Source organism: Marinobacter denitrificans (genome assembly GCF_008795955.1).
Lineage (GTDB): Bacteria > Pseudomonadota > Gammaproteobacteria > Pseudomonadales > Oleiphilaceae > Marinobacter > Marinobacter denitrificans.
This window is the reverse complement of sequence record NZ_VMHN01000002.1, coordinates 810929-837226: the sequence shown is the minus strand read 5'-3', so window position 1 is coordinate 837226 and position 26298 is coordinate 810929. Positions and strand designations below refer to the sequence as shown.

At 56.9% G+C, this 26298-nt stretch carries 19 protein-coding genes; 16 read left to right on the top strand and 3 right to left on the bottom strand.

Translation table 11 applies throughout. The annotated features are described in order from the left end of the window. Positions 1 to 77 precede the first annotated feature (77 nt). Positions 78 to 2714 carry a type I DNA topoisomerase gene (gene topA, locus FO268_RS11685; protein ID WP_150993108.1) on the top strand — a complete coding sequence of 879 codons (2637 nt, stop codon included), beginning with the start codon at positions 78 to 80 and terminating at the stop codon, positions 2712 to 2714. Between the two features lie 61 nt (positions 2715 to 2775). On the opposite strand, the gene FO268_RS11680 is transcribed toward topA, so the two are convergent. Beyond that, complete coding sequence (locus FO268_RS11680; protein WP_150993106.1) at positions 2776 to 3651, bottom strand: NAD(P)-dependent oxidoreductase; 876 nt, start codon at positions 3649 to 3651, stop codon at positions 2776 to 2778. Positions 3652 to 3776: 125 nt separating this feature from the next. After that, entirely contained in the window at positions 3777 to 5051 is a 1275-nt protein-coding gene (gene gltA / locus FO268_RS11675; RefSeq protein WP_150993104.1) for a citrate synthase, read from the bottom strand. Between the two features lie 456 nt (positions 5052 to 5507). On the opposite strand from gltA, the gene sdhC reads away from it, so the two are divergent. The 13 genes from sdhC (at position 5508) to rluB (ending at position 20827) form a co-directional block, all read left to right on the top strand. Beyond that, on the top strand, positions 5508 to 5882 hold the full coding sequence (gene sdhC / locus FO268_RS11670) for a succinate dehydrogenase, cytochrome b556 subunit (protein ID WP_036208076.1): 375 nt from the start codon (positions 5508 to 5510) through the stop codon (positions 5880 to 5882). After that, positions 5876 to 6229 carry a succinate dehydrogenase, hydrophobic membrane anchor protein gene (gene sdhD / locus FO268_RS11665; RefSeq protein ID WP_150993102.1) on the top strand — a complete coding sequence of 118 codons (354 nt, stop codon included), beginning with the start codon at positions 5876 to 5878 and terminating at the stop codon, positions 6227 to 6229. The genes sdhC and sdhD overlap by 7 nt, the downstream gene beginning before the upstream one ends. A 3-nt stretch (positions 6230 to 6232) precedes the next feature. Further along, positions 6233 to 8005, top strand: a complete 1773-nt coding sequence (gene sdhA / locus FO268_RS11660) for a succinate dehydrogenase flavoprotein subunit (RefSeq protein WP_150993100.1) — start codon at positions 6233 to 6235, stop codon at positions 8003 to 8005. A 13-nt stretch (positions 8006 to 8018) separates the two neighbouring features. Beyond that, on the top strand, positions 8019 to 8723 hold the full coding sequence (locus FO268_RS11655) for a succinate dehydrogenase iron-sulfur subunit (protein WP_150993098.1): 705 nt from the start codon (positions 8019 to 8021) through the stop codon (positions 8721 to 8723). A gap of 309 nt (positions 8724 to 9032) precedes the next feature. Continuing rightward, the gene (locus tag FO268_RS11650; protein ID WP_150993096.1) at positions 9033 to 11870 is read left to right on the top strand and encodes a 2-oxoglutarate dehydrogenase E1 component; all 2838 of its coding nucleotides are present in this window, start codon (positions 9033 to 9035) and stop codon (positions 11868 to 11870) included. Between the two features lie 25 nt (positions 11871 to 11895). Further along, a complete protein-coding gene (odhB, locus tag FO268_RS11645) occupies positions 11896 to 13146 on the top strand; it encodes a 2-oxoglutarate dehydrogenase complex dihydrolipoyllysine-residue succinyltransferase (RefSeq protein ID WP_150993094.1) in 1251 nt (416 codons plus the stop codon). Between the two features lie 35 nt (positions 13147 to 13181). Then, on the top strand, positions 13182 to 14621 hold the full coding sequence (gene lpdA, locus FO268_RS11640) for a dihydrolipoyl dehydrogenase (RefSeq protein WP_150993092.1): 1440 nt from the start codon (positions 13182 to 13184) through the stop codon (positions 14619 to 14621). Between the two features lie 175 nt (positions 14622 to 14796). Next, complete coding sequence (sucC, locus tag FO268_RS11635) at positions 14797 to 15963, top strand: ADP-forming succinate--CoA ligase subunit beta (RefSeq protein ID WP_150993090.1); 1167 nt, start codon at positions 14797 to 14799, stop codon at positions 15961 to 15963. Continuing rightward, positions 15963 to 16835, top strand: a complete 873-nt coding sequence (gene sucD, locus FO268_RS11630) for a succinate--CoA ligase subunit alpha (RefSeq protein WP_150993088.1) — start codon at positions 15963 to 15965, stop codon at positions 16833 to 16835. The genes sucC and sucD overlap by 1 nt, the downstream gene beginning before the upstream one ends. A 179-nt stretch (positions 16836 to 17014) precedes the next feature. Further along, positions 17015 to 18229 carry a tryptophan--tRNA ligase gene (locus FO268_RS11625; protein ID WP_191966949.1) on the top strand — a complete coding sequence of 405 codons (1215 nt, stop codon included), beginning with the start codon at positions 17015 to 17017 and terminating at the stop codon, positions 18227 to 18229. A 29-nt stretch (positions 18230 to 18258) separates the two neighbouring features. Then, positions 18259 to 19104 carry a segregation and condensation protein A gene (locus FO268_RS11620; protein ID WP_225316632.1) on the top strand — a complete coding sequence of 282 codons (846 nt, stop codon included), beginning with the start codon at positions 18259 to 18261 and terminating at the stop codon, positions 19102 to 19104. Between the two features lie 40 nt (positions 19105 to 19144). Beyond that, positions 19145 to 19807: an SMC-Scp complex subunit ScpB gene (scpB, locus tag FO268_RS11615; RefSeq protein WP_150993086.1), complete on the top strand. Its 663-nt coding sequence runs from the start codon at positions 19145 to 19147 to the stop codon at positions 19805 to 19807. A 36-nt stretch (positions 19808 to 19843) separates the two neighbouring features. Continuing rightward, positions 19844 to 20827 carry a 23S rRNA pseudouridine(2605) synthase RluB gene (rluB, locus tag FO268_RS11610; RefSeq protein ID WP_150993084.1) on the top strand — a complete coding sequence of 328 codons (984 nt, stop codon included), beginning with the start codon at positions 19844 to 19846 and terminating at the stop codon, positions 20825 to 20827. Here rluB and FO268_RS11605 read toward each other — a convergent pair whose 3' ends face one another. Beyond that, positions 20828 to 21757 carry a GGDEF domain-containing protein gene (locus FO268_RS11605; protein WP_150993082.1) on the bottom strand — a complete coding sequence of 310 codons (930 nt, stop codon included), beginning with the start codon at positions 21755 to 21757 and terminating at the stop codon, positions 20828 to 20830. It abuts the gene before it with no gap. Between the two features lie 274 nt (positions 21758 to 22031). Here FO268_RS11605 and FO268_RS11600 point away from each other — a divergent pair, with 274 nt between their 5' ends. Beyond that, positions 22032 to 22715 (top strand): GntR family transcriptional regulator, encoded by a 684-nt coding sequence (locus FO268_RS11600; RefSeq protein WP_150993080.1) that lies wholly within the window; start codon positions 22032 to 22034, stop codon positions 22713 to 22715. A 1-nt stretch (position 22716) separates the two neighbouring features. Further along, positions 22717 to 26211 carry a chromosome segregation protein SMC gene (smc, locus tag FO268_RS11595; RefSeq protein ID WP_150993078.1) on the top strand — a complete coding sequence of 1165 codons (3495 nt, stop codon included), beginning with the start codon at positions 22717 to 22719 and terminating at the stop codon, positions 26209 to 26211. Positions 26212 to 26298: the final 87 nt, after the last annotated feature.

Sequence of the window (26298 nt, the reverse complement as noted above, 5' to 3'; positions counted from 1 at the left end):
TAGCCGACTGATTTTACAGCGAGTTTACGGTTTGCTGATTTTTTAACCGATTATCGCCAAGGACACAGATCTCCGATATGGGTAAAAGTCTCGTTATTGTCGAGTCGCCAGCGAAAGCGAAGACCATCAACAAATACCTGGGCTCTGACTTCATTGTGAAGTCGAGCGTCGGGCATATTCGTGACCTGCCAGTCAGTGGCAGCGGCTCAACGTCGGATCCGAAAGAGCGCGCCAGACAGGCCGCGCTGACCCGCAAGATGAGCCCGGACGAGAAGGCGGTTCACAAGAAGCGCAAGTCCAGGGAGCAGCTGGTTGCCCGCATGGGTGTCGATCCGGATCACGACTGGAGTGCCCGCTACGAGATTCTCCCGGGCAAGGAAAAGGTCGTCAGTGAGCTCAAGCGCCTGGCGAAATCCGCCGACCACATCTACCTCGCAACGGATCTGGACCGCGAAGGGGAGGCCATTGCCTGGCACCTTCAGCAAACCATCGGTGGCGAGCCGGAGAAGTACCGCCGGGTAGTCTTCAACGAGATTACCAAGCGCGCGATTCAGGAGGCCTTCAAGGATCCCGGTAACCTGGACACCGATCGCGTCAATGCCCAGCAGGCCCGTCGTTTCCTGGACCGGGTTGTGGGTTATATGGTGTCGCCGTTGCTATGGGCGAAGATTGCACGTGGCCTTTCAGCTGGCCGGGTACAGTCGGTGGCGGTCAGGCTGATCGTCGAGCGGGAGCGGGAAATCCGCAAGTTCGTTCCCGAAGAATTCTGGCAGTTGCACGCTGATCTGATGTCGAAGCAGGCCGAAAAGCCGGTACGCTTCGAAGTCACCCGCTATAACGACAAGGCCTATCGTCCGGTCAACGAGAAAGAGAGTGCCGAGCATGTTGAGCGCCTGAAGGCGGGCACGTTCAAGGTCGCCAAGCGGGAAGACAAGCCAACGAAATCGCGGCCATCTGCTCCGTTTATTACCTCGACCCTGCAACAGGCTGCCAGTAACCGGATGGGCTTCAGCGTCAAGAAGACCATGATGCTGGCCCAGCGTCTCTATGAGGCGGGTTTTATTACCTACATGCGTACTGACTCTACCAACCTGAGCCAGGACGCCGTGGCCAGTTGTCGTGAATTTGTCAAAAAGCAGTTCGGCGACAAGTTCCTGCCCGAGTCTCCCAGGGTTTACGGTAGCAAGGAGGGTGCTCAGGAGGCCCACGAGGCCATTCGCCCGACGGATGTGGGTCGCAGGCCGGCAGACATCAGCGGCCTGGAGAAGGACGCCGAGAAGCTTTATGACTTGATCTGGCGCCAGTTCATTGCCTGCCAGATGGCGGATGCCGAGTTCCTGAGCACGTCTATTCTGGTCGCTAACGGCGATTATGAGCTACGTATTCGTGGCCGCATAATCAAGTTCGAAGGGTTCCTCAAGGTAGCGCCGCAGTCCGCCAAGAAGGACGAAGACATTGCGCTGCCCGACATCCAGGTTGATGAAACACTGGACCTGAAGAAGCTTGATCCCAGCCAGCATTTCACCAAGCCGGCACCGCGTTACACGGAAGCCAGCCTGGTCAAGGAGTTGGAGAAGCAGGGCATTGGACGGCCCTCAACCTATGCCTCGATTATCTCGACGATCCAGGACCGCGGGTACGTACGCCTTCAGAACCGTCGGTTTTATGCGGAAAAAATGGGCGAGATCGTGACCGAGCGCTTGTCGGAGTCGTTCCCGAACCTGATGGATTTCGACTTCACCGCCAAAATGGAAGACGAGCTCGACGATATAGCGGGTGGTGAGGTTGACTGGAAAAAGGTGCTGAACGATTTCTACGCCCGGTTCCGTCAGCAGTTGGAAACCGCCGAGGGCGGCGAAGACGGCGGTATGCGGGCCAACACGCCGACAGAAACAGACATCCCATGCCCCACCTGCAGCCGCCCGATGCAGATTCGGGTAGCCAGTACCGGCGTGTTCCTGGGGTGTTCGGGTTATTCGCTGCCACCAAAGGAGCGCTGCAAGACCACTATCAACCTGGTGTCAGGGGACGAGGTGGTCAGTGCTGATGAAGATGTGGAAGGCGAGGGCGAAAGTCGCCTGCTGCGCAAGAAACGTCGCTGTCCAAAGTGTGGCACTGCCATGGACAGTTACCTTGTGGATGAGACCCGCAAACTGCATGTGTGCGGTAACAATCCCGATTGCTCCGGCTATGAAGTGGAGAAGGGCACCTTCCGCATCAAGGGTTACGAAGGGCCGACCCTGGAATGTGATAAGTGTGGCTCGGAAATGCAGCTCAAGACCGGTCGCTTCGGTAAGTACTTTGGCTGTACCAATACAGAATGCAAGAACACCCGTAAGCTGTTGAAGAGCGGCGAGCCGGCACCACCCAAGATGGACCCGGTTCCAATGCCGGAGCTGCAGTGTCAGAAGGTGGACGACACCTATGTGCTGCGTGACGGCGCCTCCGGCTTGTTCCTGGCGGCCAGCAAGTTCCCCAAGAACCGGGAAACGCGCCCGCCGCTGGTGATGGAGATCAAGCCTCATCGCAAGGAAATTGACCCCAAGTACGATTTCCTGATGGAAGCGCCGGAGCGCGATCCCGAGGGCAACCCAACGGTGATCCGTTACAGCCGCAAGACCAAGGAGCAGTACGTCATGTCGGAGAAAGAAGGCAAGGCAACGGGCTGGTCTGCGTGGTATGTGAACGGCAAATGGCAGCCAAAAGAAAAGTGATTCCGTCAAACAAAAGGCAGGATGGCGAGATGCCATCCTGCCTTTTGTTGTAAAACGAACCTCAGGATTTCTTGCGCAGTCGCTGAATCAGCGACGACGTATCCCAACGATGTCCTCCCATCTGCTGAACATCCCCGTAGAACTGGTCGACCAACGCTGCAACCGGAATCCGGGCGCCGTTCTTACGTGCTTCTTCAAGGCAGATCGCCAGGTCCTTGCGCATCCAGTTCACCGCAAAGCCATGCTCGAACTCCCCGTCTATCATGGTGCCGGAGCGATTCTCCATCTGCCATGACTGGGCCGCACCCTTTGAGATCACCTCCACCACCTTGCGTACGTCGAGGTCCGCCTCCTCGGCGAAATGGAGTGCCTCGGACAGGCCCTGGACCAGGCCCGCAATAGCAATCTGGTTTACCATTTTGGTTTTTTGGCCGCTTCCGACCGGCCCCATCAGATTGAGGGCCTTGGAGTAGTGTTCCATTAAAGGCTTCGCTTGCGAAAATGGATCCGTTTCGCCGCCACACATGATTGTCAGTTGCCCGTTTTCAGCACCTTGCTGACCGCCGGAGACCGGAGCGTCAATGAACTCAAGATTGCGCGCTCTGGCCAACTGAGCCAATTGCTCGGCAATCCCCGCCGACGCTGTTGTGTGATCCACCAGGACGGCACCGGGGAGGGCGTTGGCAATGATGCCATTGGGTCCTTCATAAACTTCAACAAGATCGTGGTCGGCACCCACGCAGGTAAATACGAAATCGGCTTCTGCCACGGTGCTGGCGATGGAGTCGCAGGCTTCTCCGGGATATTGACCGGCCCATTTCTGGGCTTTTTCGGGGCTACGGTTCCATACCCGTACCTCGACGCCTGCGTTTGCCAGGTGGCCGGCCATGGGGTAGCCCATAATGCCAAGGCCGATAAATGCTGCAGTTACGCTCATAAGATCTGTCTCCGGAACCTGATTATTGTTGGGAAGCAGTCACAATCATTACAGAATGAGCAGATACAGAAAAGGCCGCTGTGCAGCGGCCTTTGCTGATAGCAGGTCTGATAACCCGATTTTGCTTACTTTTTCGGGTATTTCCGGGCTTCTTCGCCTGTGTACAGCTGGCGCGGACGGCCAATGCGATAGTCGCCGCTGACCATTTCGTTCCAATGGGAGAACCAGCCTATGGTGCGGGAGAGGGCAAAAATCACTGTAAACATGGAAGTCGGGATGCCGATCGCTTTGAGAATCAGGCCGGAGTAGAAGTCCACGTTCGGATAGAGCTTGCGCTCGACGAAATATTCGTCTTCCAAAGCAATTTTTTCCAGTCGCTGGGCGATTCTCAGCAGTGGGTCGTTCTCCAGGCCCAGCTCGGTCAGCACTTCGTGAGCTGTCTCCGCCATGACTTTGGCGCGCGGATCGAAGTTCTTGTAAACCCGGTGGCCAAAGCCCATCAGGCGGAATGGGTCGTCTTTGTCCTTGGCCTTGGCAATGAACTTCTCGATGTTGGCTTCGTCTCCAATCTCCGCCAGCATGTCCAGAACCGCTTCGTTAGCGCCACCGTGAGCCGGGCCCCAGAGCGCAGCAATACCGGAGGCAATACACGCGTACGGGTTGGCTCCGGTGGAGCCGGCAAGACGTACGGTGGATGTAGAGGCATTTTGCTCGTGATCGGCGTGCAGGATGAAAATCTTGTCCATGGCTTTCGCCAGGATCGGGTTCGGCTTGTACTCCTCGCAGGGAACGCCAAACATCATCTGCAGGAAGTTTTCGGAGTAGGAAAGATCATTGCGGGGATACATGAACGGCTGGCCAATGCTGTACTTGTAACACCAGGCCGCGATCGTCGGCATTTTGGCAATCAGGCGATGCGCGGTAATTTCGCGCTGATGTTCGTCGGTAACGTCCATCTGGTCGTGATAGAACGCGGACAGCGCCCCGACCACGCCACACATGATGGCCATTGGATGCGCATCCCGGCGGAAGCCCTGGAAAAAGTTGCGCATCTGGTCATGCAGCATGGTGTGGCTTTTGATGGTTTCGTGGAACTTTCTGTTCTCTTCGGCGGTAGGTAGCTCGCCATTGAGCAGCAGGTAGCAGACTTCAAGGTAGTCTGAATTTTCTGCCAGTTCCTCAATCGGGTAGCCCCGGTGCAGGAGAACACCGTTGGCGCCATCAATATAAGTGATCTGTGATTCACAGGCCGCAGTGGACACAAATCCGGGGTCGTAAGTGAAGACGCCTTCCTGGACCAGGCTTCTCACGTCAATGACGTCAGGGCCGACGGTGCCTGAGTAAACCGGTAGCTCAATGGACTTGTCACCCACCGAAAGCGTGGCTTTCCTGTCGGTCATGGTGCTCTCCTATTTATCAGCATTTGGATGCGCTAGAAGGCGCGTATTATCGCAAAACTGGCGGCAAAATATAGGGCGTTGGCTTTTTTTGTCAATGGAGGAGGCAATAAAACCCATTATTTGACATTCGCTGTAAATCAGGGAAACCCGGAATACGGCCTTCAAAGCTGCCGAATTGAATTTGTCAATCATCTATATAGCGAGTGCCAGGCCCTGATTTAACGGGGTTTGGCAAGGTTGCGCGTTTGTAATTGATAGGGGTACTCCTTATAATCCGTATCCCGGAATCGGGGATACACCAGGCCGCAGCGTCGGATATCAAAAGAACGCTTGCCGGTTTTTCTCCCTCCTTAGCCAATCGTGTACCGGATTCGTTCAGCACGATGATCCTTACATACCAACCATCCGCACCCGGTTTGTCCGGTCCGCGGGTCCAAGAGAGAGTGTGAGAGCGCTGTGAATAGCAAACGACCAGTAAATCTCGATCTCGGCAAGTTCCATTTTCCGCTGCCAGCCATCACGTCCATACTGCATCGCGTCAGTGGCATCATCATTTTTGTGGGTGTCGCTTTCATGCTTTACGGACTTCAGCTTTCCCTTTCCGGGGAAGAAGGCTTCAGTCGTGTAAGTGGGTTGCTGGACAGCTTCCTGGCGAAGCTGATTACCTGGGGCATTCTGTCTGCCTTGTTGTACCACCTGGTTGCGGGTATCAAGCACCTGCTGATGGATATGGGCATCGGCGAAGAGCTGGAAAGTGGCCGGCTCGCGGCGAAAGCCACAGTCGTGATTTCCGTTATTCTCATCCTTCTTGCAGGAGTCTGGGTATGGTGAACAGCGTAAACAGTGTTACAAACCTCGGCCGCAGCGGCGTATTCGACTGGATGATCCAGCGCGTTACCGCCTACGTACTTGCTCTGTATACAATTTTCCTGTTCGGTTTCATGTTGACGAGTGACGTCAATTACGATTCCTGGTCCGCTCTTTTCGATCAGACCTGGTTCCGCATCTTTACCCTGCTGGCCCTCCTGTCAATCGGGGCGCATGCCTGGGTAGGGCTCTGGACAGTAACAACGGATTACATCAAGGCGACTCTGCCCCGGTTCCTGGTTCAGGCGCTGTGTGGTTTGACCATGTTCGTGTATGTAGTCTGGGGCATTCAGATTCTTTGGGGGCTTTAATTAATGGCTAATATCAAGACCATGTCTTACGACGCGATTGTTATCGGTGGTGGCGGTGCCGGTATGCGTGCCGCCCTTCAGCTGACCGAGTCCGGCGTCAATACTGCGTGTATCACCAAGGTGTTCCCGACACGTTCCCACACAGTGTCTGCCCAGGGCGGTATAACCTGCGCGATCGCCAGTGCGGATCCCAATGATGACTGGCGCTGGCATATGTATGACACCGTCAAGGGCTCTGACTATATTGCCGATCAGGACGCTGTTGAGTACATGTGTTCGGTAGGCCCCCAGGCTGTTTTTGAACTGGAGCACATGGGGCTGCCGTTTTCCCGCACTGAACAGGGCCGCATCTACCAGCGTCCGTTCGGCGGCCAGTCCAAAGGTCCGGATAATCCCACCCAGGCAGCTCGCACCTGTGCTGCAGCGGACCGCACCGGACACGCACTGCTGCACACCCTGTATCAGGCAAACCTGAAAGGCGGCACTACCTTCCTCAATGAGTGGTATGCGGTCGATCTGGTCAAGAACAGCAAAGACGAAGTGGTCGGTGTTGTGGCCATTGAAATCGAAACCGGCGAAGTGGCTTACATCAAGTCCAAAGCGACGGTGCTGGCTACCGGCGGTGCTGGTCGCATCTATGCCTCCACCACTAATGCCCTGATCAATACCGGTGACGGCATTGGTATGGCGTTGCGTGCGGGCTTCCCGATGCAGGACATGGAAATGTGGCAGTTCCACCCCACAGGTATTCACGGTGCCGGCACACTGGTAACCGAAGGTTGCCGGGGTGAGGGCGGTTACCTGATCAACTCCGAAGGCGAGCGTTTCATGGAGCGTTATGCGCCCAACGCGAAGGACCTGGCTGGCCGCGATGTTGTCGCAAGGTCAATGGTTATCGAGATCCTGGAAGGTCGCGGTTGCGGGCCGGAGAAAGACCACGTACTGCTGAAGCTGGATCATCTGGGTGAAGAGACGCTGAACCTGCGTCTGCCGGGTATCTGTGAGCTGTCCCGCACTTTTGCGCACGTCGATCCTGTGAAAGAGCCGGTACCGGTTGTTCCGACCTGTCACTATATGATGGGGGGTATTCCCACCAACGTTGGTGGCCAGGCTCTGACCCAGGACGAGAATGGTAACGACAAGCCGATCCCGGGTCTGTTCGCCTGTGGTGAGGCGGCCTGTGTGTCTGTACACGGCGCCAACCGTCTCGGTGGTAACTCGCTGCTTGACCTGGTTGTATTCGGTCGTGCGGCCGGCCTGCACATTGAAGAGCAGCTTCGTGGCGGCTTCGAGGTCGACGGCGCCAGCGAGCAGGACATCAAGAATGCCATGGCTCGCCTTGACCGCCTTAACAGTGCGTCCGAGGGTGAAAGCGTCGCGGAGGTTCGTAAGGACCTGCAAAGCTGCATGCAGCTTTATTTCGGTGTATTCCGTGACGGCAAGAGCATGGAAGAAGGGCTGAAGAAACTGGAAGCCATCGGTGAGCGTGTTCGTAACACCAAACTGGCTGATACCAGTAACGCATTCAACACTGCCCGTATAGAAGCACTTGAGCTCGATAATCTGTTCGAAGTGGCCCAGGCTACTGCGATTTCCGCGTTTGAGCGCAAGGAAAGCCGTGGCGCCCATGCCCGTAACGACTTTACCGAGCGAGACGATGAGAACTGGCTCAAGCACTCTATGTATTACCCGGTAGACAAGCGTGTCGGTAAGCGTGATGTGAACTTTGCGCCGAAGACAGTTGACAGGTTTGAGCCGAAGGTCCGGACTTACTGAGGGGGACGTCGAAATGTTAGTGAGCCTTTATCGTTATAACCCGGAAACCGACAACGCGCCTTATATGCAGGACGTGGAAGTTGAAGTTCCGGAAGGCAAGGATCTGATGGTCCTTGATGTGCTGAACCTCATTAAAGAGCGCGATCCTTCAATGGCCTACCGTCGTTCCTGCCGTGAGGGTGTTTGTGGCTCTGATGGCATGAACATGAATGGCAAGAACGGTCTTGCCTGCATCACCCCGATGTCGGAGGTTGTCAAGAACAACAAGCTGGTACTGCGTCCGTTGCCCGGTCTGCCGGTCATCCGCGATCTCGTGGTCGACATGAGCCTGTTCTACAAGCAGTACGAAAAGGTCATGCCTTACCTGGTCAACGACAACCCGGCGCCTGCCATTGAGCGTTACCAGTCTCCGGAAGACCGGGAGAAACTGGACGGCCTGTACGAGTGTATTCTTTGTGCCTGCTGTTCTACTTCCTGTCCCTCGTTCTGGTGGAACCCGGACAAGTTCATTGGTCCGGCAGGCCTGCTACAGGCCTATCGCTTCCTGGCGGATAGCCGCGATACGGCTCAGGCCGAGCGGCTTGCCAATCTTGATGACCCGTTCAGCGTTTTCCGCTGCCGTGGCATCATGAACTGCGTCAGTGTCTGCCCCAAGGGCCTGAACCCCACAAGGGCGATTGGCCACATCCGCAACCTTCTGCTTCAGCGGGCAACGTAAGCAGAATCTGACGCAGACGCTATACTGTGCTGACAAGCTCGGCACCCTGAAGGGCTCGCAACGAAGCGGGCCCTTCAACCAAAGGCTTATAGTCAAAAGTCTTATCAGGGTGCACACTACGCAGGCCGTGACGGGAACTTATAAAGTGCTCCCACGGCTTTGCTGAGTATAATAACCACCGGGGAACGGAAAACATCCTTGTTGGGTGTGGTGGCCACAGTCGATCCCGTAAAAACCCGTATTGACTCAGATATACCCCTGGCCGACCATAGCCAGCTCCCCGCACCAGCCCAAGGTGAGCTATTCAAAATGCACGAAAGCATAATGGAGCAGTTATGGCAGACTTCCCACCTCCAAGGGGGAAATCTTGCCTATGTTGAACAGCTTTTCGAAACCTACCTGACAGACCCCAATGCCGTTCCTGAGGAGTGGCGCAGTTACTTCGATAAACTTCCCAGTGTGGATGGCTACAAAGGCCGCGATATAGATCACTCATCTATACGCCAGCAGTTTGAGCACATTTCCCGTAATCAGCGTTTTCTTGCCGCCAACGGTGTGCCCGCCAGTGCAATCGCGGACGCGGACAAGAAGCAGATTCGTGTACTCCAGCTGATCAATGCCTTTCGTTTTCGTGGCCATCAGGAAGCGAAGCTTGACCCTCTCGGGGTCTGGAATCGTCCTCAGGTGGAAGATCTCGATCCTTCGTTCCATGAGCTTTCGGAATCCGATTACGACCTTGAGTTCCAGACCGGTTCTCTGAACTTCGGTTCCGAGACCATGAAGCTCAGAGATATTGTCAATGGCCTGCGCGAGACCTACTGCGAAAGCATTGGTGCCGAATACATGCATGTTGTTGATACCCGCATCAAGCGCTGGTTCCAGCAGCGCATGGAGCCGGTACGCTCGCGCCCCAATTACGAAGCCGCTACCCGTAAACATCTTCTGGAGCGGCTGACAGCTGCAGAGGGCCTTGAGAAATATCTGGGTTCCCGGTATCCCGGCGTGAAGCGTTTCGGCCTGGAGGGTGGCGAAAGCCTGATCCCGTGCCTGGACGAGCTTATCCAGAGGGCAGGCAGTTATGGCGCCAAGGAAATCGTTCTGGGTATGGCACATCGGGGCCGCCTGAACGTTCTGGTAAATACCCTTGGCAAAAACCCGAAAGAACTGTTTGACGAATTCGAGGGCAAGAAGCTTGCGGATTCCGGCTCGGGTGACGTCAAGTACCATCAGGGCTTCTCGTCGAACGTGATGACTGAGGGTGGTGAAATCCACCTGGCCCTGGCATTTAACCCCTCACACCTCGAGATTGTCTCGCCAGTGGTTGTGGGTTCTGTTCGTGCCCGCCAGACACGCCGCGAAGATCCTAATGGCACCCAGTGTGTACCCATTATCATGCACGGCGACGCCGCCTTTGCAGGGCAGGGCGTGGTCATGGAAACCTTCCAGATGTCCCAGACCCGGGGCTACGGTGTTGGCGGTACAATCCACATCGTAATCAACAACCAGGTCGGCTTTACCACCAGCAAACAGGAAGATGCCCGCTCCACGGAATACTGCACGGATGTAGCCAAGATGGTTCAGGCCCCGATCCTGCACGTGAACGCGGATGATCCCGAAGCCGTCATGTTTGTGACCCAGATGGCCATGGATTATCGCCACGAATTCAAGAACGACGTGGTCATTGACCTGGTCTGCTATCGCCGCCGTGGCCACAACGAGGCGGACGAACCGGCGGCTACCCAGCCGGTGATGTATGGCAAGATTCGCAAGCTGACGACAACCCGCAACCTGTACGCCGAGAAACTGGTGGCAGAAGGGATCATCACTGAGGAAGAGTCCAAGCAGATCGAGCTGGACTACCGTGACGAGCTGGATAAGGGCGACCACGTGGTCAAGGCCCTGGTCAAGGAGCCTAACAAGGAGCTCTATGTCGACTGGACCCCTTATCTGGGGCATGAATGGACAGCGAAGTGCAAGTCCAGTGTTGCTCTGAAGACGATCCAGAAACTTGGCAAGAAGCTGACCCAGGTACCTGAAGGCTTCAGCATTCAGCGCCAGGTATCCAAGATCATTACTGATCGCGAGAAGATGACAGCCGGGGCCTTGCCCATCAACTGGGGCTACGGCGAGATCATGGCCTATGCCACGCTTCTCAACGAAGGCCATCCGATCCGTATTACCGGCCAGGATGTCGGTCGCGGTACCTTCTCTCATCGCCATGCGGTGCTGCACAACCAGAAGGATGGCTCGACCCATATTGCACTTGAGCATCTGGCGGACGACCAGCCGGATTTCGAGATCTACGATTCGCTGTTGTCCGAGGAAGCGGTGATGGCGTTCGAGTACGGCTACTCCACCACCGCTCCGAGCGGCCTGGTGGTATGGGAAGCCCAGTTCGGCGACTTCGCCAACGGCGCCCAGGTGGTGATTGACCAGTTCCTGACCAGTGGCGAGCACAAGTGGGGACGCCTGTGCGGCCTGACCCTGCTGTTGCCCCATGGTTATGAGGGGCAGGGGCCCGAGCACAGTTCAGCCCGCCTCGAGCGCTTCCTGCAACTGTCTGCAGAACACAATATTCAGGTGTGCGTGCCGACAACCCCGTCGCAGGTTTTTCACATGCTGCGTCGTCAGGTCAAGCGCCCGCTGCGCAAGCCGCTGGTAGCAATCACACCGAAAAGCCTGTTGCGGCATAAAGAGGCGACTTCAGACCTTGAGGACCTGACCTCTGGCACTTTCAAGACAGTGCTGCCAGAGAAAGAGCCTTCCGATCCGAAGAAAGTCAATCGCCTGATCCTGTGCAGCGGCAAAGTCTATTTTGACCTGCTGGAGCGCAAGAAGGCGGACGAGAGGGATGATGTTGCCATCGTCCGTATCGAGCAGTTGTACCCGTTCCCGGGCGATGACCTGGACGAGCTTCTGGCCCTGTACCCCAAACTGAAGCATGTAGTCTGGTGTCAGGAAGAGCCTATGAACCAGGGAGCCTGGTACTGCAGTCAGCACCATATGCGCAATGCACTGCATCGCAAGAATCCGAAATTGTATCTTCAGTATGCCGGTCGTGACGCTTCTGCTGCTCCGGCCTGTGGCCATATGTCAGTCCACATCGAAGAGCAGAAAAAACTGGTTAACGACGCGTTTGAAATCTGACGAGCTACCGAACTAAGGACCCGAGATGTCAACTGAAATAAAAGCCCCCGTATTCCCAGAGTCGGTCGCAGAAGGCACAGTCGCGACCTGGCACAAGCAGCCCGGCGAGGCCTGTTCACGTGACGAGCTGATTGTCGATATCGAAACCGACAAGGTTGTGCTCGAAGTCGTGGCTCCGGCTGATGGTGTTATTGAGGAAATACTCAAGGGCGAAGGCGACACCGTCGAAAGCGGCGAAGTGGTCGGCAAGTTCAAGGAAGGCGCTGCTGGCGAGTCCAAGCCTGCCGCCAAAGATGAAGGCAAGAAAGAGGAAGGTAAAAAGGAAGCGGCGGCTGAAGAGTCCTCTGCAGCAACTTCCAGTTCCTCTGGTGAGGCCATTCTCAGTCCGGCCGCCCGCAAGCTTGCAGAAGAGAACAACATCAAGCCCGAGGCCGTTGAAGGCACCGGGAAAGATGGCCGAGTTACCAAGGAAGACGTTCAGAATCATATAGATGCCGGTAAGTCTTCAGGTTCTGCGTCAGCTCCGTCAGCCAAGCCTGCCGGGGACATGCCCCAGGTGGATGTTGGCTCCGGTGATCGCCCCGAAAAACGTGTGCCGATGACTCGTCTGCGTGCCAGCATTGCCAAGCGCCTGGTCAATGCCCAGCAGACAGCCGCCATGCTCACCACGTTCAACGAAGTGAACATGGGCCCGGTCATGGAGTTGCGCAAGCAGTACAAGGAAAGTTTCGAGAAGCGTCACGGCGTCAAACTGGGCTTCATGTCGTTCTTTACCAAGGCCGCTACTGAAGCGCTGAAGCGTTTCCCCGCTGTTAACGCGTCCATCGACGGTAACGACATGGTCTATCATGGTTACCAGGATATCGGTATTGCCGTCTCTAGTGACCGGGGCCTGGTTGTTCCTGTTGTGCGCGACACCGATGCCCTCGGTCTTGCCGATATCGAAAAGAAAATTGTCGAGTACGGAACCAAGGCGAAGGAAGGCAAGCTTGGCATTGAAGAAATGACCGGTGGCACCTTCACCATTACCAACGGTGGTATCTTCGGATCACTGATTTCCACGCCGATCCTCAATCCGCCACAAACCGCCATCCTGGGCATGCACAAGATACAGGAGCGCCCGATGGCGGTTAACGGCAAGGTGGAAATCCAGCCAATGATGTATCTGGCTCTTTCCTATGACCACCGAATGATTGATGGCAAGGAAGCGGTGCAGTTCCTGGTGGCCATCAAGGAAATGCTTGAGGACCCGGCGCGCATTCTGCTGGACGTCTGAGCCGACACTAACGAATTGGATAAACGGGATAAAACATGTCTGACAAGTACGACGTAATCGTCATTGGCGCCGGCCCTGGCGGCTATGTTGCCGCAATCAAGGCGGCGCAACTGGGCCTGAAAACCGCGTGCATCGAATCCTGGACCGACAAGGAAGGTAAACACCGGCTCGGCGGTACCTGCCTGAACGTGGGGTGTATTCCTTCTAAAGCGTTGCTGGAAATTTCCCATAAGTACGAGGAAGCACGCCACGGGTTTGCCGACCAGGGGATTGTCGCCAAAGACGTCAGTTTCGACCTTGCCAAAATGATGGAGCGCAAGGAAGGTATTGTTAACCAGCTCACCGGCGGTATCGGTGGGTTGTTCAAGTCCAATGGTGTGACCTCGATCCAGGGCCACGGCAAGCTGCTGGCCAACCGTAACGTCGAGGTGACAGACAAGGACGGCAAGACCAAAACCTATCAGGCGGATAACGTCATCATCGCCACGGGTTCCAAGCCGATCCAGATCCCACCCGCACCTTTCGACGGCGAGCACATTGTTGATTCCGAGGGCGCACTGGAATTCACCGAGGTTCCCAAGCGTCTCGGAGTTATCGGTGCCGGCGTCATCGGTCTGGAGCTGGGCAGTGTCTGGGCCCGCCTGGGTGCAGAGGTAACCGTTATTGAAGCTGTGGATACTTTCCTGCCGGTGGTTGATCAGCAGGTTGCCAAGGATGCGCTGAAACAATTCCAGAAGCAGGGCCTTAACATCGTGCTGGGCGCGCGTATGACCGGTGCAGAAGTCAAGCGTAAACTGGTTAACGTGACCTATGAGGATTCCAAGGGTAAGCAGGAAGCCAAGTTCGACAAGCTGATTGTCGCTGTTGGCCGTCGTCCGTATACCGACAACCTGTTGTCTGAAGATTCTGGTGTCCAGATGGATGAGCGCGGTTTCATTTTTGTCGATGACAACTGCAAGACCGAAGCTCCGGGCGTTTGGGCTGTTGGTGATGTGGTTCGTGGCCCGATGCTTGCGCATAAGGCGTCTGAAGAAGGCGTGATGGTTGCCGAGCGGATCGCTGGCCATAAGCCCCAGGTCAATTATGACTGTATTCCCAACGTGGTTTATACCTTCCCGGAAATTGCCTGGGTTGGTAAGTCAGAGGAGCAGCTCAAGTCCGAAGGCGAAGCCTACAAAGTGGGTACCTTCCCGTTCGCGGCCAACGGTCGTGCCATGGCGGCAAACTCTGCCACCGGTATGGTGAAAATCATTGCTGACGAGAAGACCGATCGCATTCTCGGGTTCCACGTGGTGGGACCGCAGGCTTCCGAAATCGTTGCCCAGGGCGTGATTGCAATGGAGTTCGGCTCCAGTGCAGAAGATCTGGCCCTGACCTGTTTCGCGCACCCGACTCTGTCTGAGTCTGTGCACGAGGCAGCATTGGCTGTAGACGGTGGTGCAATTCACATCGCCAACCGTCGCAAAAAGAAGTAACGCAGATCAGGAAACAGGGGCGCCAATGACGGCGCCCCGCTGCTATAAAAACGGCTGGTTTCCGGTTGCGTTTGTGGTGTGCTGAGGTGATCCCCGGCACACCGAACCGAATTCGCTCCGCGCGGGTTCAATTTCCGTATGTGGTTATCCTCCATCAGAAAGCGGGACATTAACTATGAATTTGCATGAATATCAGGGCAAGCAGCTGTTCGCTGAATATGGCCTGCCAGTATCCAAGGGCATTGCCTGCGATACCCCCAAAGACGCAGTGGCTGCTGCAGACGAAATCGGCGGCGACGCCTGGGTTGTAAAGGCTCAGGTACACGCCGGTGGCCGCGGCAAGGCCGGCGGTGTGAAGCTGGTCAAGAGCAAGGACGAGATCCGTGCCTTCGCCGAAAACTGGCTCGGCAAGAATCTGGTGACCTATCAGACCGACGAAAACGGCCAGCCGGTGAGCAAGATTCTTGTTGAGTCCCTTACCGATATCGACCAGGAGCTATACCTGGGCGCGGTTGTTGACCGTGGCACCCGTCGTATCGTGTTCATGGCCTCCACCGAGGGTGGTGTAGAGATCGAGAAGGTGGCTGAAGAGACCCCGGAAAAGATCCTCAAGGCCGAAGTTGATCCACTGGTCGGCGCACAGCCGTACCAGGGCCGCGAGCTGGCATTCAAGCTGGGTCTGGAAGGCAAGCAGATTGGTCAGTTCACCAAGATTTTCCTGGGCCTGGCAAAACTGTTCGAGGAGTGCGACCTGGCACTGGTTGAGATCAACCCGCTGGTAATCACCCCAGCCGGCGACCTGCATTGCCTGGACGCCAAGATTGGTGTTGACGGCAACGCGCTTTACCGCCAGAAGAAGATCCACGAAATGCACGACCCCTCCCAGGAAGATTCACGGGAAGCGGAAGCGGCCAAGTGGGAACTCAACTACGTAGCGCTGGATGGCAACATCGGCTGCATGGTTAACGGCGCTGGTCTGGCCATGGGTACCATGGACATCATCAAGCTGTCCGGCGGCCAGCCTGCCAACTTCCTGGACGTTGGCGGCGGGGCTACCAAAGAGCGTGTTTCCGAAGCGTTCAAGATCATCCTGTCTGACGACAACGTAAAAGCCGTACTGGTAAACATTTTCGGTGGCATTGTCCGCTGTGACATGATTGCCGAGGGCATCATCGGCGCCGTCAAAGATGTTGGCGTCAAGGTTCCTGTGGTGGTGCGTCTGGAAGGTAACAACGCCGAGAAGGGCACGAAAGTACTCGCTGACAGTGGCCTGAACATCATTGCTGCCACCAGTCTGTCCAATGCGGCAGAGCAAGTCGTTAAAGCCGCGGGGGGTAAATAATGAGCATCCTGATTAACAAAGACACCAAGGTTATCTGCCAGGGCTTTACCGGCGCACAGGGTACGTTCCACTCTGAGCAGGCTATTGAGTACGGCACCAAAATGGTTGGTGGCGTCAGCCCCGGCAAGGGCGGCACTGAGCATCTGGGTCTGCCGGTGTTCAACACCGTGCGTGAAGCGGTCGAGAAGACCGGTGCAGAAGCTACCGTTATCTATGTGCCGGCGCCGTTCTGTAAAGACGCCATCATTGAAGCGGCAGACGCTGGCATCCAGCTGATCGTGTGCATCACTGAAGGCATTCCGACCATCGACATGCTTTATGCGAAAGAGTACGTGGATCGCAAGGGCGTACGCATGATCGGGCCGAACTGTCCGGGTGTGATCACACCGGGCGAGAGCAAGATCGGTATCATGCCGGGCCACATCCACAAGCCGGGCAAGGTGGGCATCGTGTCCCGCTCAGGCACCCTGACGTACGAAGCGGTCAAGCAGACCACGGACTTCGGCTACGGCCAGTCTACTTGTGTCGGTATCGGTGGTGACCCCATTCCGGGCTCCAACTTCATCGACATCCTGCAACTGCTGCAGGACGATCCTCAAACCGAGGCCATCGTGATGATTGGTGAGATCGGCGGTACCGCCGAGGAAGAAGCGGCAGCGTTCATCAAGGACAATGTCACCAAGCCGGTGGTTTCTTACATCGCTGGTGTAACTGCGCCTCCGGGCAAGCGTATGGGTCACGCCGGTGCGATTATTTCCGGCGGCAAGGGTACGGCAGATGAGAAGTTTGCTGCCCTTAATGACGCCGGCGTTAAAACCGTGCGTAGCCTGGCCGAAATCGGCAAGGCGCTGAAGGAAGTTACTGGCTGGTAAACCTCCGCCGGTAAAACAAAGCCCCCGGGTCTGTCTTGCGGACTTCCGGGGGTTTTTTGTTTTCAGGCTTCAGTGAGAGGTTTTAAATGGTACCTTAACGCCGGCAGCACATAAGACTATAATGCCCGGTCAGCCTGCAATATGATGGCTGTTTCCTATAAACAGAAGGAGTTCATGCTTTGAGTTCTGTCGATTCCCAGCAACGGATTTTGTCCGGCATGCGTCCCACCGGCAAGTTGCACCTTGGCCATTATCACGGTGTTCTGAAGAACTGGGTAAAACTCCAGCATGAATTCGAGTGCTTTTTCTTCGTCGCGGACTGGCACGCGCTGACCACCAATTACGATGACCCCAGTGGTATTGAGGAAAGCGTTTGGGACATGGTGATTGACTGGCTGGCCTCGGGGGTCAACCCCGGGTCGTCCACGCTGTTTATCCAGTCCAAAGTGCCGGAGCATGCCGAACTGCACCTGCTGTTGTCGATGATCACCCCTCTGGGCTGGCTTGAACGCATCCCCACCTACAAGGACCAGCAGGAAAAGCTGCGTGAGAAGGACCTGGCTACCTACGGGTTCCTTGGGTACCCGTTGCTGCAAAGCGCTGACATCCTCATGTACCGTGCAGGGCGGGTGCCTGTAGGTGCGGACCAGGTATCCCACGTGGAGATCACGCGTGAAATTGCGCGTCGTTTTAACCATATCTATGGCCGTGAACCCGGATTCGAGGAGCAGGCCGAGGGTGCCATCGTCAAGATGGGCAAGAAGAACGCCAAGCTCTATCGCACCCTGAAGAAGCGCTACCAGGAAGAGGGTGACATGGAAGCGCTGGAGACGGCCAGGGCCTTGCTGAAGGAGCAGCAGAACATCTCCCTGGGGGACCGCGAGCGGCTTTATGGCTACATTGAAGGGGGCGGCAAGGTCATCCTGCCCGAGCCCCAGCCGCTGCTGACACCGGAATCGAAAATGCCCGGGCTGGACGGGCAGAAAATGTCCAAGTCCTACAATAACTATATTGGCCTGCGGGAAGACCCGGACAGCGTGGCCCAAAAGGTTCGTACCATGCAAACCGACCCGCAGCGCGTGCGTCGTACCGATCCGGGCGAACCGGAAAAGTGCCCCGTATGGGGGCTGCACAAGGTGTATTCCGATGCAGACACCCAGGAATGGGTGCAAGCCGGATGCCGCAGTGCGGGTATTGGCTGCCTGGAGTGCAAGAAACCCCTGATTGACTCGATTATCGAGGAACAGCGCCCGCTGCATGAGCGTGCCCGGGAGTACGAGAGCAATCCGGACCTGGTTCGCGCCATTATCGAGGAAGGCTGCGAGCATGCCCGGGACGCCGCGCGGGATACACTCGAGGAGGTCCGGGCGGCGATGGGGCTGAGCTACCGCTGAACACCGGTGATGACGCAGATGGAGACTCCATGACAGACGATACCGGAGGCAAGGCAGTGGCGGAAGAGACGGCAGACGTCTCTGTTCCGGCTGCTGAGCAGGCGCCGCTGGCACGGGTTTCCGGTAAACCGGTGGTCGACCTTCCCCGTGATCTCTATATACCGCCTGATGCCCTTGCGGTGTTTCTGGAAGCCTTTGAAGGCCCGCTGGATCTGTTGCTGTACCTTATCCGACGCCAGAACATGGACATTCTGGACATCGATGTCAGCGAAATTACCAAGCAGTACATGGATTACATCGGCGCCGTGGAAGCCATGCGGTTTGAACTGGCTGCGGAATACCTGGTCATGGCTGCGACACTGGCCGAGATCAAATCCCGGATGCTGCTCCCGCGCCAGGAAACGGAGGATGAGGAAGAGATTGATCCCCGGGCCGAGTTGATCCGCCGCTTGCAGCAGTACGAGCGCTTCAAGCAGGCAGCGGAGGACATTGATGAGTTGCCACGGCTGGAACGGGATAATTTTACGGGCTCAGCTGCATTGCCCAAGATGCCTTCCAGTCAGCCACATCCGGATGTGGACCTGCGAGAAATCCTTCTGGCGCTCCAGGGTGTGCTGAAACGGGCCGATCTGTTTACCAGTCACCATGTTGAAAAAGAGAGGCTCTCCACCCGCGAGCGCATGTCGGCCATACTTTCAGTGTTGCGGGACGACCAGTTCGTGACCTTTGAGAGTCTGTTTACGCCGGAAGAGGGGCGCCTGGGTGTGGTGGTCAGCTTCCTGGCAACGCTTGAGCTGGTCAAGGAGCAGCTGATAGAAGTGGTGCAGGCCGAGGTCCTCGGCCCGATTCATGTCAGGGCCAGAGCATCCCGCTGACAATCCGGCATCGCGCAACCCGATACCTGGTAGTGGAACCATGAACGAAGAAAACCTCAAAAAAATTCAGGCGATTACCGAGGCGGCTCTGCTTGCCGCAGGCAAGCCGTTGTCGGTGGATCAGTTGCGGGACCTGTTCGAGGAAGCCGAGCGCCCGGCCCGTCAGATCATGGAACATGTGCTGGTGTTGTTGGAGCAATCCTGCCAGGGCCGGGGATTTGAACTGAAAAAAGTGGCCAGTGGGTATCGGCTGCAGGTGCGGGAAGAGTATGCACCCTGGGTTGGGCGGTTGTTCGAGGAGAAGCCCCAGCGTTACTCCCGTGCATTGCTCGAAACCCTGGCGCTGGTGGCCTATCGCCAGCCTATTACCCGGGGCGAAATCGAGGATATCCGCGGTGTAACGGTCAGCAGCAACATCGTTCGCACATTGCTTGAGCGTGAATGGGTGCGCGTTGTAGGGCATCGGGATGTGCCTGGCCGGCCGGCCATGTATGCGACCACGAGGCAGTTCCTGGATTATTTCAACCTGGAGGGGCTGGACCAGTTGCCTCCGCTTTCCGACATCCGGGATCTGGAAGAAATCGGACGGGAAATCGAGAAAAACATGCAGGCGGAGATCGAATTTGAATCTCCGGCCAGAGATACTGGTGACGAGGAGGGGGAAATCTCCCCGGAGTCGTCGCCAGGGCAGACACTTCACTGATGCCTTCGGCATCAGCCACTTGTTAAGGACAGATTCATGGCGGCAGATCGCCCCCGTAAGCCGGATAACAGAAAGCCGGATAGCAGAAAGCCGGAAGAGAGCACCGTTTCCGGCCCGGAACGTATTCAGAAGTTGTTGGCGCGAGCTGGCGTTGGGTCACGTCGGGAGGTCGAGGGCTGGATAGAGGCCGGGCGCCTGGTTATCAATGGCAATCCAGTGGAACCGGGGCAGAAAGCCTCCGTCAGTGATCGCATTGAACTGGACGGCAAACGCCTTGATATTGCGGCCGGTGCGGAAGTGCTCCGGCGTGTACTGATATACAACAAGCCGGAAGGCGAGGTGACTACACGCCGCGACCCGGAAGGCCGCCCGACTGTTTTCGACAGCCTTCCCCGGCTCCGCGATCATCGCTGGATTGCCATTGGCCGGCTGGATATCAATACCACAGGCCTGGTGCTTTTCACCACTGACGGCGAACTCGCCAACCGGTTGATGCACCCGTCCCGGCAGATCGACCGTGAATACGCCGTCCGAGTCTTTGGGGAGGTGGATGAAGCCATGATCAAACGGCTGTCGGAAGGCGTGTTGCTGGACGATGGTATGGCGAAATTCTCCGACATCTCACAAGCCGGTGGCAAGGGGATCAATCAGTGGTTCCATGTCACACTGCTTGAAGGTCGTAACCGGGAGGTGCGGCGGCTGTGGGAATCCCAGGGGGTTCGTGTCAGCCGCCTCAAGCGGGTGCGTTACGGGCCGATTTTCCTGCCTAGCCGACTCACCGTCGGCAAGTGGGAAGAGCTGGATCAGAAAGCCGTAGATTCGCTCAGCAAATCCGTGGACCTGAAACCTGTGGAGATTCCGGCGAAAACGCCCTCCGAGCAGAAGGTTCATGATCGCCAGCGCCGGAAACAGCCGAGCTCAGCGCCCCGCAAATCCGGCAACCCCCGATGGCAGGTTGACGGCTCGGGCGCCGAGCAGAAGCCGCCACGCAAACCGGCGCGAAAGTCGCCGAAGCGATAATCAGTTTCCGATAGCGGCGAAAACCCTGGTGCAGTTACGCCCTTGGTCTTTCGCCCGGTACAGGGCCTCATCAGCGCGGGCCAGCCAGTGATCGGCGCTTTCATCAGGAAGGCGCTGGGCGACTCCGCAACTGGTGGTCACCGATACGTCGGTGTCTCCGCAGTTCACCGAAATTGTTCCAATATACTCACGAATCCGGTCTGCCACGGCCCGGGCATGGCTTTCATCCGTGTGGGGCAGGAGAATGGCAAACTCTTCGCCCCCGAAGCGGTAGACACTGTCTGAGTTCCGTACGGCCTTTTCCAGCTCCACGGCTGCAAGCTTCAGGATGTGATCCCCAACCACATGACCGTGTTGATCGTTAACCTCTTTGAAATGGTCCAGGTCGCACAGAATCAGTGAATAATCATCGCCATGGCGATCGCCAAGCGAGCACGCACGTGCCAGCGCTTCGTCCATTGCCCGCTTGTTGGGTACCCCGGTGAGGGAGTCTGTCAGCGCTGCCTGTTCGATGGCGATGAACTGGCAGGCATTCCGGATCGGGCAGATGGCCGCTGCCAGCATCAGCTCAATACCTTCCATTTCCTGCTCCGCGAACTTCTGGCGCCGGCTGAACGACAGGGTGCCGTAAAAACTGCCCTCCAGGTTCAGCCGATAATCACAACGGTGAGGCCCGCCCATGCCGGTTGCATACACAAATTCCCGTGCTGCTATCTGATGACGATAGTTCATGCAGTCAACAGCCACGACAGAACTGATTTCTTCCGCCAGGATGGCAAGCTGGATTTCCAGATTCAACGTTGTTGAAAGCCTGCGGGTCAGGCGGGTGAGAACGTCCGGGGATTCACTCCATTCCCGATGGGCCTGTTTGAGCGCTGCCAACTTCTGGGGTTGAGGTCCGGACTTGTTGATCGTTGGGATATGTTTCACTCTGCGCGGCCTGTTAAAGATGTTTTTTGCAACATTAAGCAAATTTGTGGCCATAATAGTAATAAGCATTAAATACAATGATCTACAAGTTACCTATCAAGTCGTTTATAGGTCGGGGAGCGATAAACCTGAACGGTGCGTCAATAAACCGGCAGTGACTTGCCGGTGCGACCGGATCGTTAAAATGTCGGACAAGGGCATTGGGCTTGCCTGCGCCTGTGGTAAACTTCTGCGCTTATTCTTTGCTGCCAGTAGTGAGTGAGCGACGAACTTTATGAGGTTTCAGGCCCCCGAAAGTCTTTCCGAGCAGATAGCCCAGCATATCGGGCAGCGCATTGTTACCGGTGATCTCAAGCCTGGCGAACGCATCCAGGAACTCAAGGTGGCCGGGGAGCTCAATGTCAGCCGTGGTTCCGTGCGGGAATCCCTGCTGATCCTCCAGCGTCGTCATCTGGTCGAGATCTTTCCGCGCCGGGGCGCCGTTGTCTCCCGACTGACACCGGAACTGGTGAACAGTCTCTATGATATCTATATCGATCTGTTATGCATGTTGGGCCGCAAGGTACTCGAGCGCTGGTCCGGTGAGCAGTTGTCCGGTGTCATGGGGCAGGTCCGTGAGCTGCAGGCGGTCATTGATGCACTCAACTCCTCGGGCGGCGACGCTGCTGAGCAGGTGATTGATGCGGGGTTCGGGGTGATGCGTTACGCGTACGGCCTGGTGGAAAACCCATTCCTGGAAGAGACGCTGGAAAACTTCCGGCCCGCCATCAGCCGCACCTATTTCGTCGCCCTGGAAAACTTCCGGGATGAACTGGAACAGACCGGGCGCTTTTTCCGTCAGCTTGCGGACGCTGCTGTCCGTGGGGACTCCCCCGGCCTCGAACAGGCCATCTGCGAGTTTGGTGAACATCAACGCCAACAGGTTTTGAGCATTCTCAGGGAAGAGGTGAGCGCCTGATATGCGCCTGAAATCCATCAAACTGTCCGGTTTCAAGTCTTTCGTCGATCCGACCACGGTGCCATTTCCGTCAAACATGACAGCAGTTGTGGGCCCCAACGGCTGTGGCAAATCCAACATTATTGATGCCGTGCGCTGGGTTATGGGGGAAAGCTCTGCCAAGTACCTCCGCGGCGAGTCAATGTCGGACGTTATTTTCAACGGCTCCAGTGCCCGCAAGCCTGTTGGCCAGGCGTCCATTGAACTGGTATTCGACAACAGCGATGGTTCGGCACCCGGCGAATTCGTTCGTTTCAACGAAATCTCCGTCCGCCGCCGTGTTTCCCGTGAGGGCCAGTCGGAATACTTCCTCAACGGTTCAAAGTGCCGGCGCCGCGACATCACGGATCTGTTTCTGGGTACCGGCCTGGGCCCTCGTAGTTACGCGATTATTGAGCAGGGCATGATTTCCAGGCTGATTGAAGCCAAGCCGGAAGAGCTGCGGGTGTACATCGAAGAGGCAGCCGGGATCTCCAAGTACAAGGAACGGCGCAAGGAAACTGAAAGTCGCATACGTCGCACCCAGGAGAACCTCGAGCGCCTGACGGACCTGCGGGAAGAACTGGGCCGTCAGTTGCAGCATCTTGAGCGACAGGCCCAGGCGGCGGAAAAGTACAAGGCTTACAAGCAGGAAGAACGGCAGAAAAAAGCCGAACTGACGGTACTGCGCTGGCAGACCCTGGACACGGACCTGCAAACCTGGCGCTCCCGTATCCGCGATACTGAACTGGAGCTGGAAAAGCAGCTGTCGGAGCGTGTCAGCCTGGAAACCTCACTGGAGTCCCTGCGGGGAAACCATCAGGAGCGGAACGAGCATTTCAACAGGGCACAGGCCCGCTATTATGAAGCTGGCGCCGATATAGCCCGCATCGAACAGAGCCTCGAACACCAGCGTGAACGCAGTCGTCAGACTGCCGCGGAGCTGGACCAGGCCATGGCGAACCAGCGCGAACTGGCCCGGGAGCTGGAGCAGGACCAGGTCAAGCTGTCCGGTATCCAGGAAGAGCTGGACATGTTGGAGCCGGAACAGGAAGCACTGGCGCTGAAATCCGAGGAATCCGGCGAAAAACTTCAGGGTGCGGAAGATGCCATGAGCGAGTGGCAGCACACCTGGGAGGACTTCAGCGCCCGTTCCGCGGATGCCCGCAGACAAGCGGAACTGGCCCAGTCCCGTATTCGTTCCCTTGAGAACGCCATTGAACAACTCCGTACCCGCCAGCAACGCCTCAAAGACGAGCAGGAACTGCTCGATGGCCAACTTGACCGCGCAGAACTGGACGACATGCTGGAGCAGCAGGAAACCCTGGAACTTCAGAGGGAAGACGCGTCAGAGCGAATCAACAGTGTCCAGGACGAACTTCAGGAAGCGCGCCACCAACAACGGGATGCCGAACAGGCGGCGACGGATGCCCGCCAGCAGGTTCAGAGCCTTAGAGCCTCACTTGAATCCCAGCAGGGACTGCTTGATGAACAGATGGGTGGCCAGGACGATACACTGCAGGCGTGGTTGAATGACCGCGGCCTGAGCAACAGCCCGCGCCTGGCAAAGCAGTTGCAGATTGAGGATGGCTGGGAATTTGCGGTAGAGCAGGTAATTGGCCGGTTCACCCAGGGCCTCAGTGTTCCGGGCCTGGGGTCGGTGCAGTCGGAGATGGCGGCCGCCCCACGCGGATTGGCACTGGTCAGCAGTGACCCTGGCGGAGCCGTTGATTCTGATGGACTGGCCGGGAAGGTAACGGGTGCCGGTGGTATGGCCTCCCTGCTTGCGCTGGTGGACACGGCAGAGTCCATGGAAGAAGCCCTGGGCCGTCAAGGTACGCTGGCGCAGGGTAAAAGCGTTATCACACGTGAGGGGGCCTGGCTTTCGGCTGACTGGATACTGATGCCGGATTCCGATGCTGCCCAGGTCGGCGTGATCGAGCGCCAGAAAAAGGTCACCAAACTGGCACAAGAACTGGAGCAGGCTGAAGCCTCCCTGGAAACCGCTACGGATACCCTGGATCGCCTGCTCGAACGATCCGAGCGAGCGGAAGCCGCCAGAGATGAAGCCCAGGCGCGGCTGGCGGATGCTGACCGGGAACTGGCAACACTGTCGTCGAAGATCAGCGGCCTGAAAGCGCGAGCGGAACAGATTGACGCCCGGTTGCAGCGCATCGGTGATGACCAGGCAGATGTTGCCATGAATCTCGAAGAGCAGCAGGAGCAGCTGCAGGAAACCCGGGAAGAGTGGCAGCAGGCCCTTGCCTCCACGGAAGACAGCGATGAAGAGAAGGAGCGGCTGCTCGAGCGTCGGGACCTGCTGCGTGAAAACCTGGACCGGCTGCGCCAGGAGGCCCGGCATGACCGTGACCACGCCCATCAGCTCCAGCTCCAGCTGCAGTCCCTGAACAGTCAGCGGGAGGGCCTTCGCCAGACCATCGACCGCATGCAACTGCAGAAAGAGCGAATTGACGAGCGCCTGGATATCCTTCGTGAAAGCCGCGAAAGCGCGGAGGAGCCCATCGAGGATCTGCAGATGCAGCTGGAAGGTTTGTTGGACCGCCGGCTTGCCGAGGAAGAAAAGCTGGGAGCGGCCCGGGACGCCCTGGAAGAAATCGATCAGGAAGTGCGCGAAAAAGAGCAGGGCCGCAGCCGTATAGAGCATACGATTCAGGACGTCAGGGCCAGCCTGGAAAAGCTGAAAATGGAATCCCAGGCCCTGGAAATTCGTGCCGGGAACCATCTTGAACAACTGGAGGAGCTGGATGTCCGTCTGCAGGAAGTCCTGTCGACACTGCCTGAGGATGCCAGCGAAAAGGTATGGGCGGAGGAACTCGAAAAACTTGGCTCGCGGATTCAGCGCCTGGGGGCCATTAACCTGGCCGCCATCGAGGAGTACCAGGTACAGAGTGAGCGCAAGACCTACCTGGATAGCCAGCATGAAGACCTGATGGAGGCTCTGGAGACCCTCGACACCGCAATCCGCAAGATTGACCGGGAAACACGCCAGCGCTTCAAGGAAACCTTTGATCAGGTGAATGGCGGCTTGCAGGCGCTGTTCCCGAAAGTATTCGGCGGCGGTAATGCTTACCTGGAGTTGACCGGTGAAGATCTTCTGGAAACGGGTGTGGCCATCATGGCCCGCCCACCGGGCAAGAAAAACAGTACCATTCACTTGTTGTCAGGCGGGGAAAAAGCACTGACCGCCATTGCGCTGGTGTTCTCGATTTTTCAGCTCAATCCGGCCCCTTTCTGTATGCTGGATGAGGTGGATGCGCCTCTGGACGATGCTAACGTGGGCCGATATGCCAACCTGGTGAAGGAAATGTCGAAACAGGTCCAGTTCATATACATTACCCATAACAAGATCGCCATGGAAATGGCCGACCAGTTGATGGGTGTTACCATGCATGAGCAGGGTTGTTCACGGCTGGTATCGGTTGACGTGGACGAAGCAACCGCGCTGGCGGAGGCCTGACATCGTCCCCGCCGCTCAATGTTCGTGCAAAGATGACAAAAATGCCATCTGGCCTGTGTTTACGTTGTATTCATTACAGGCTTTTCT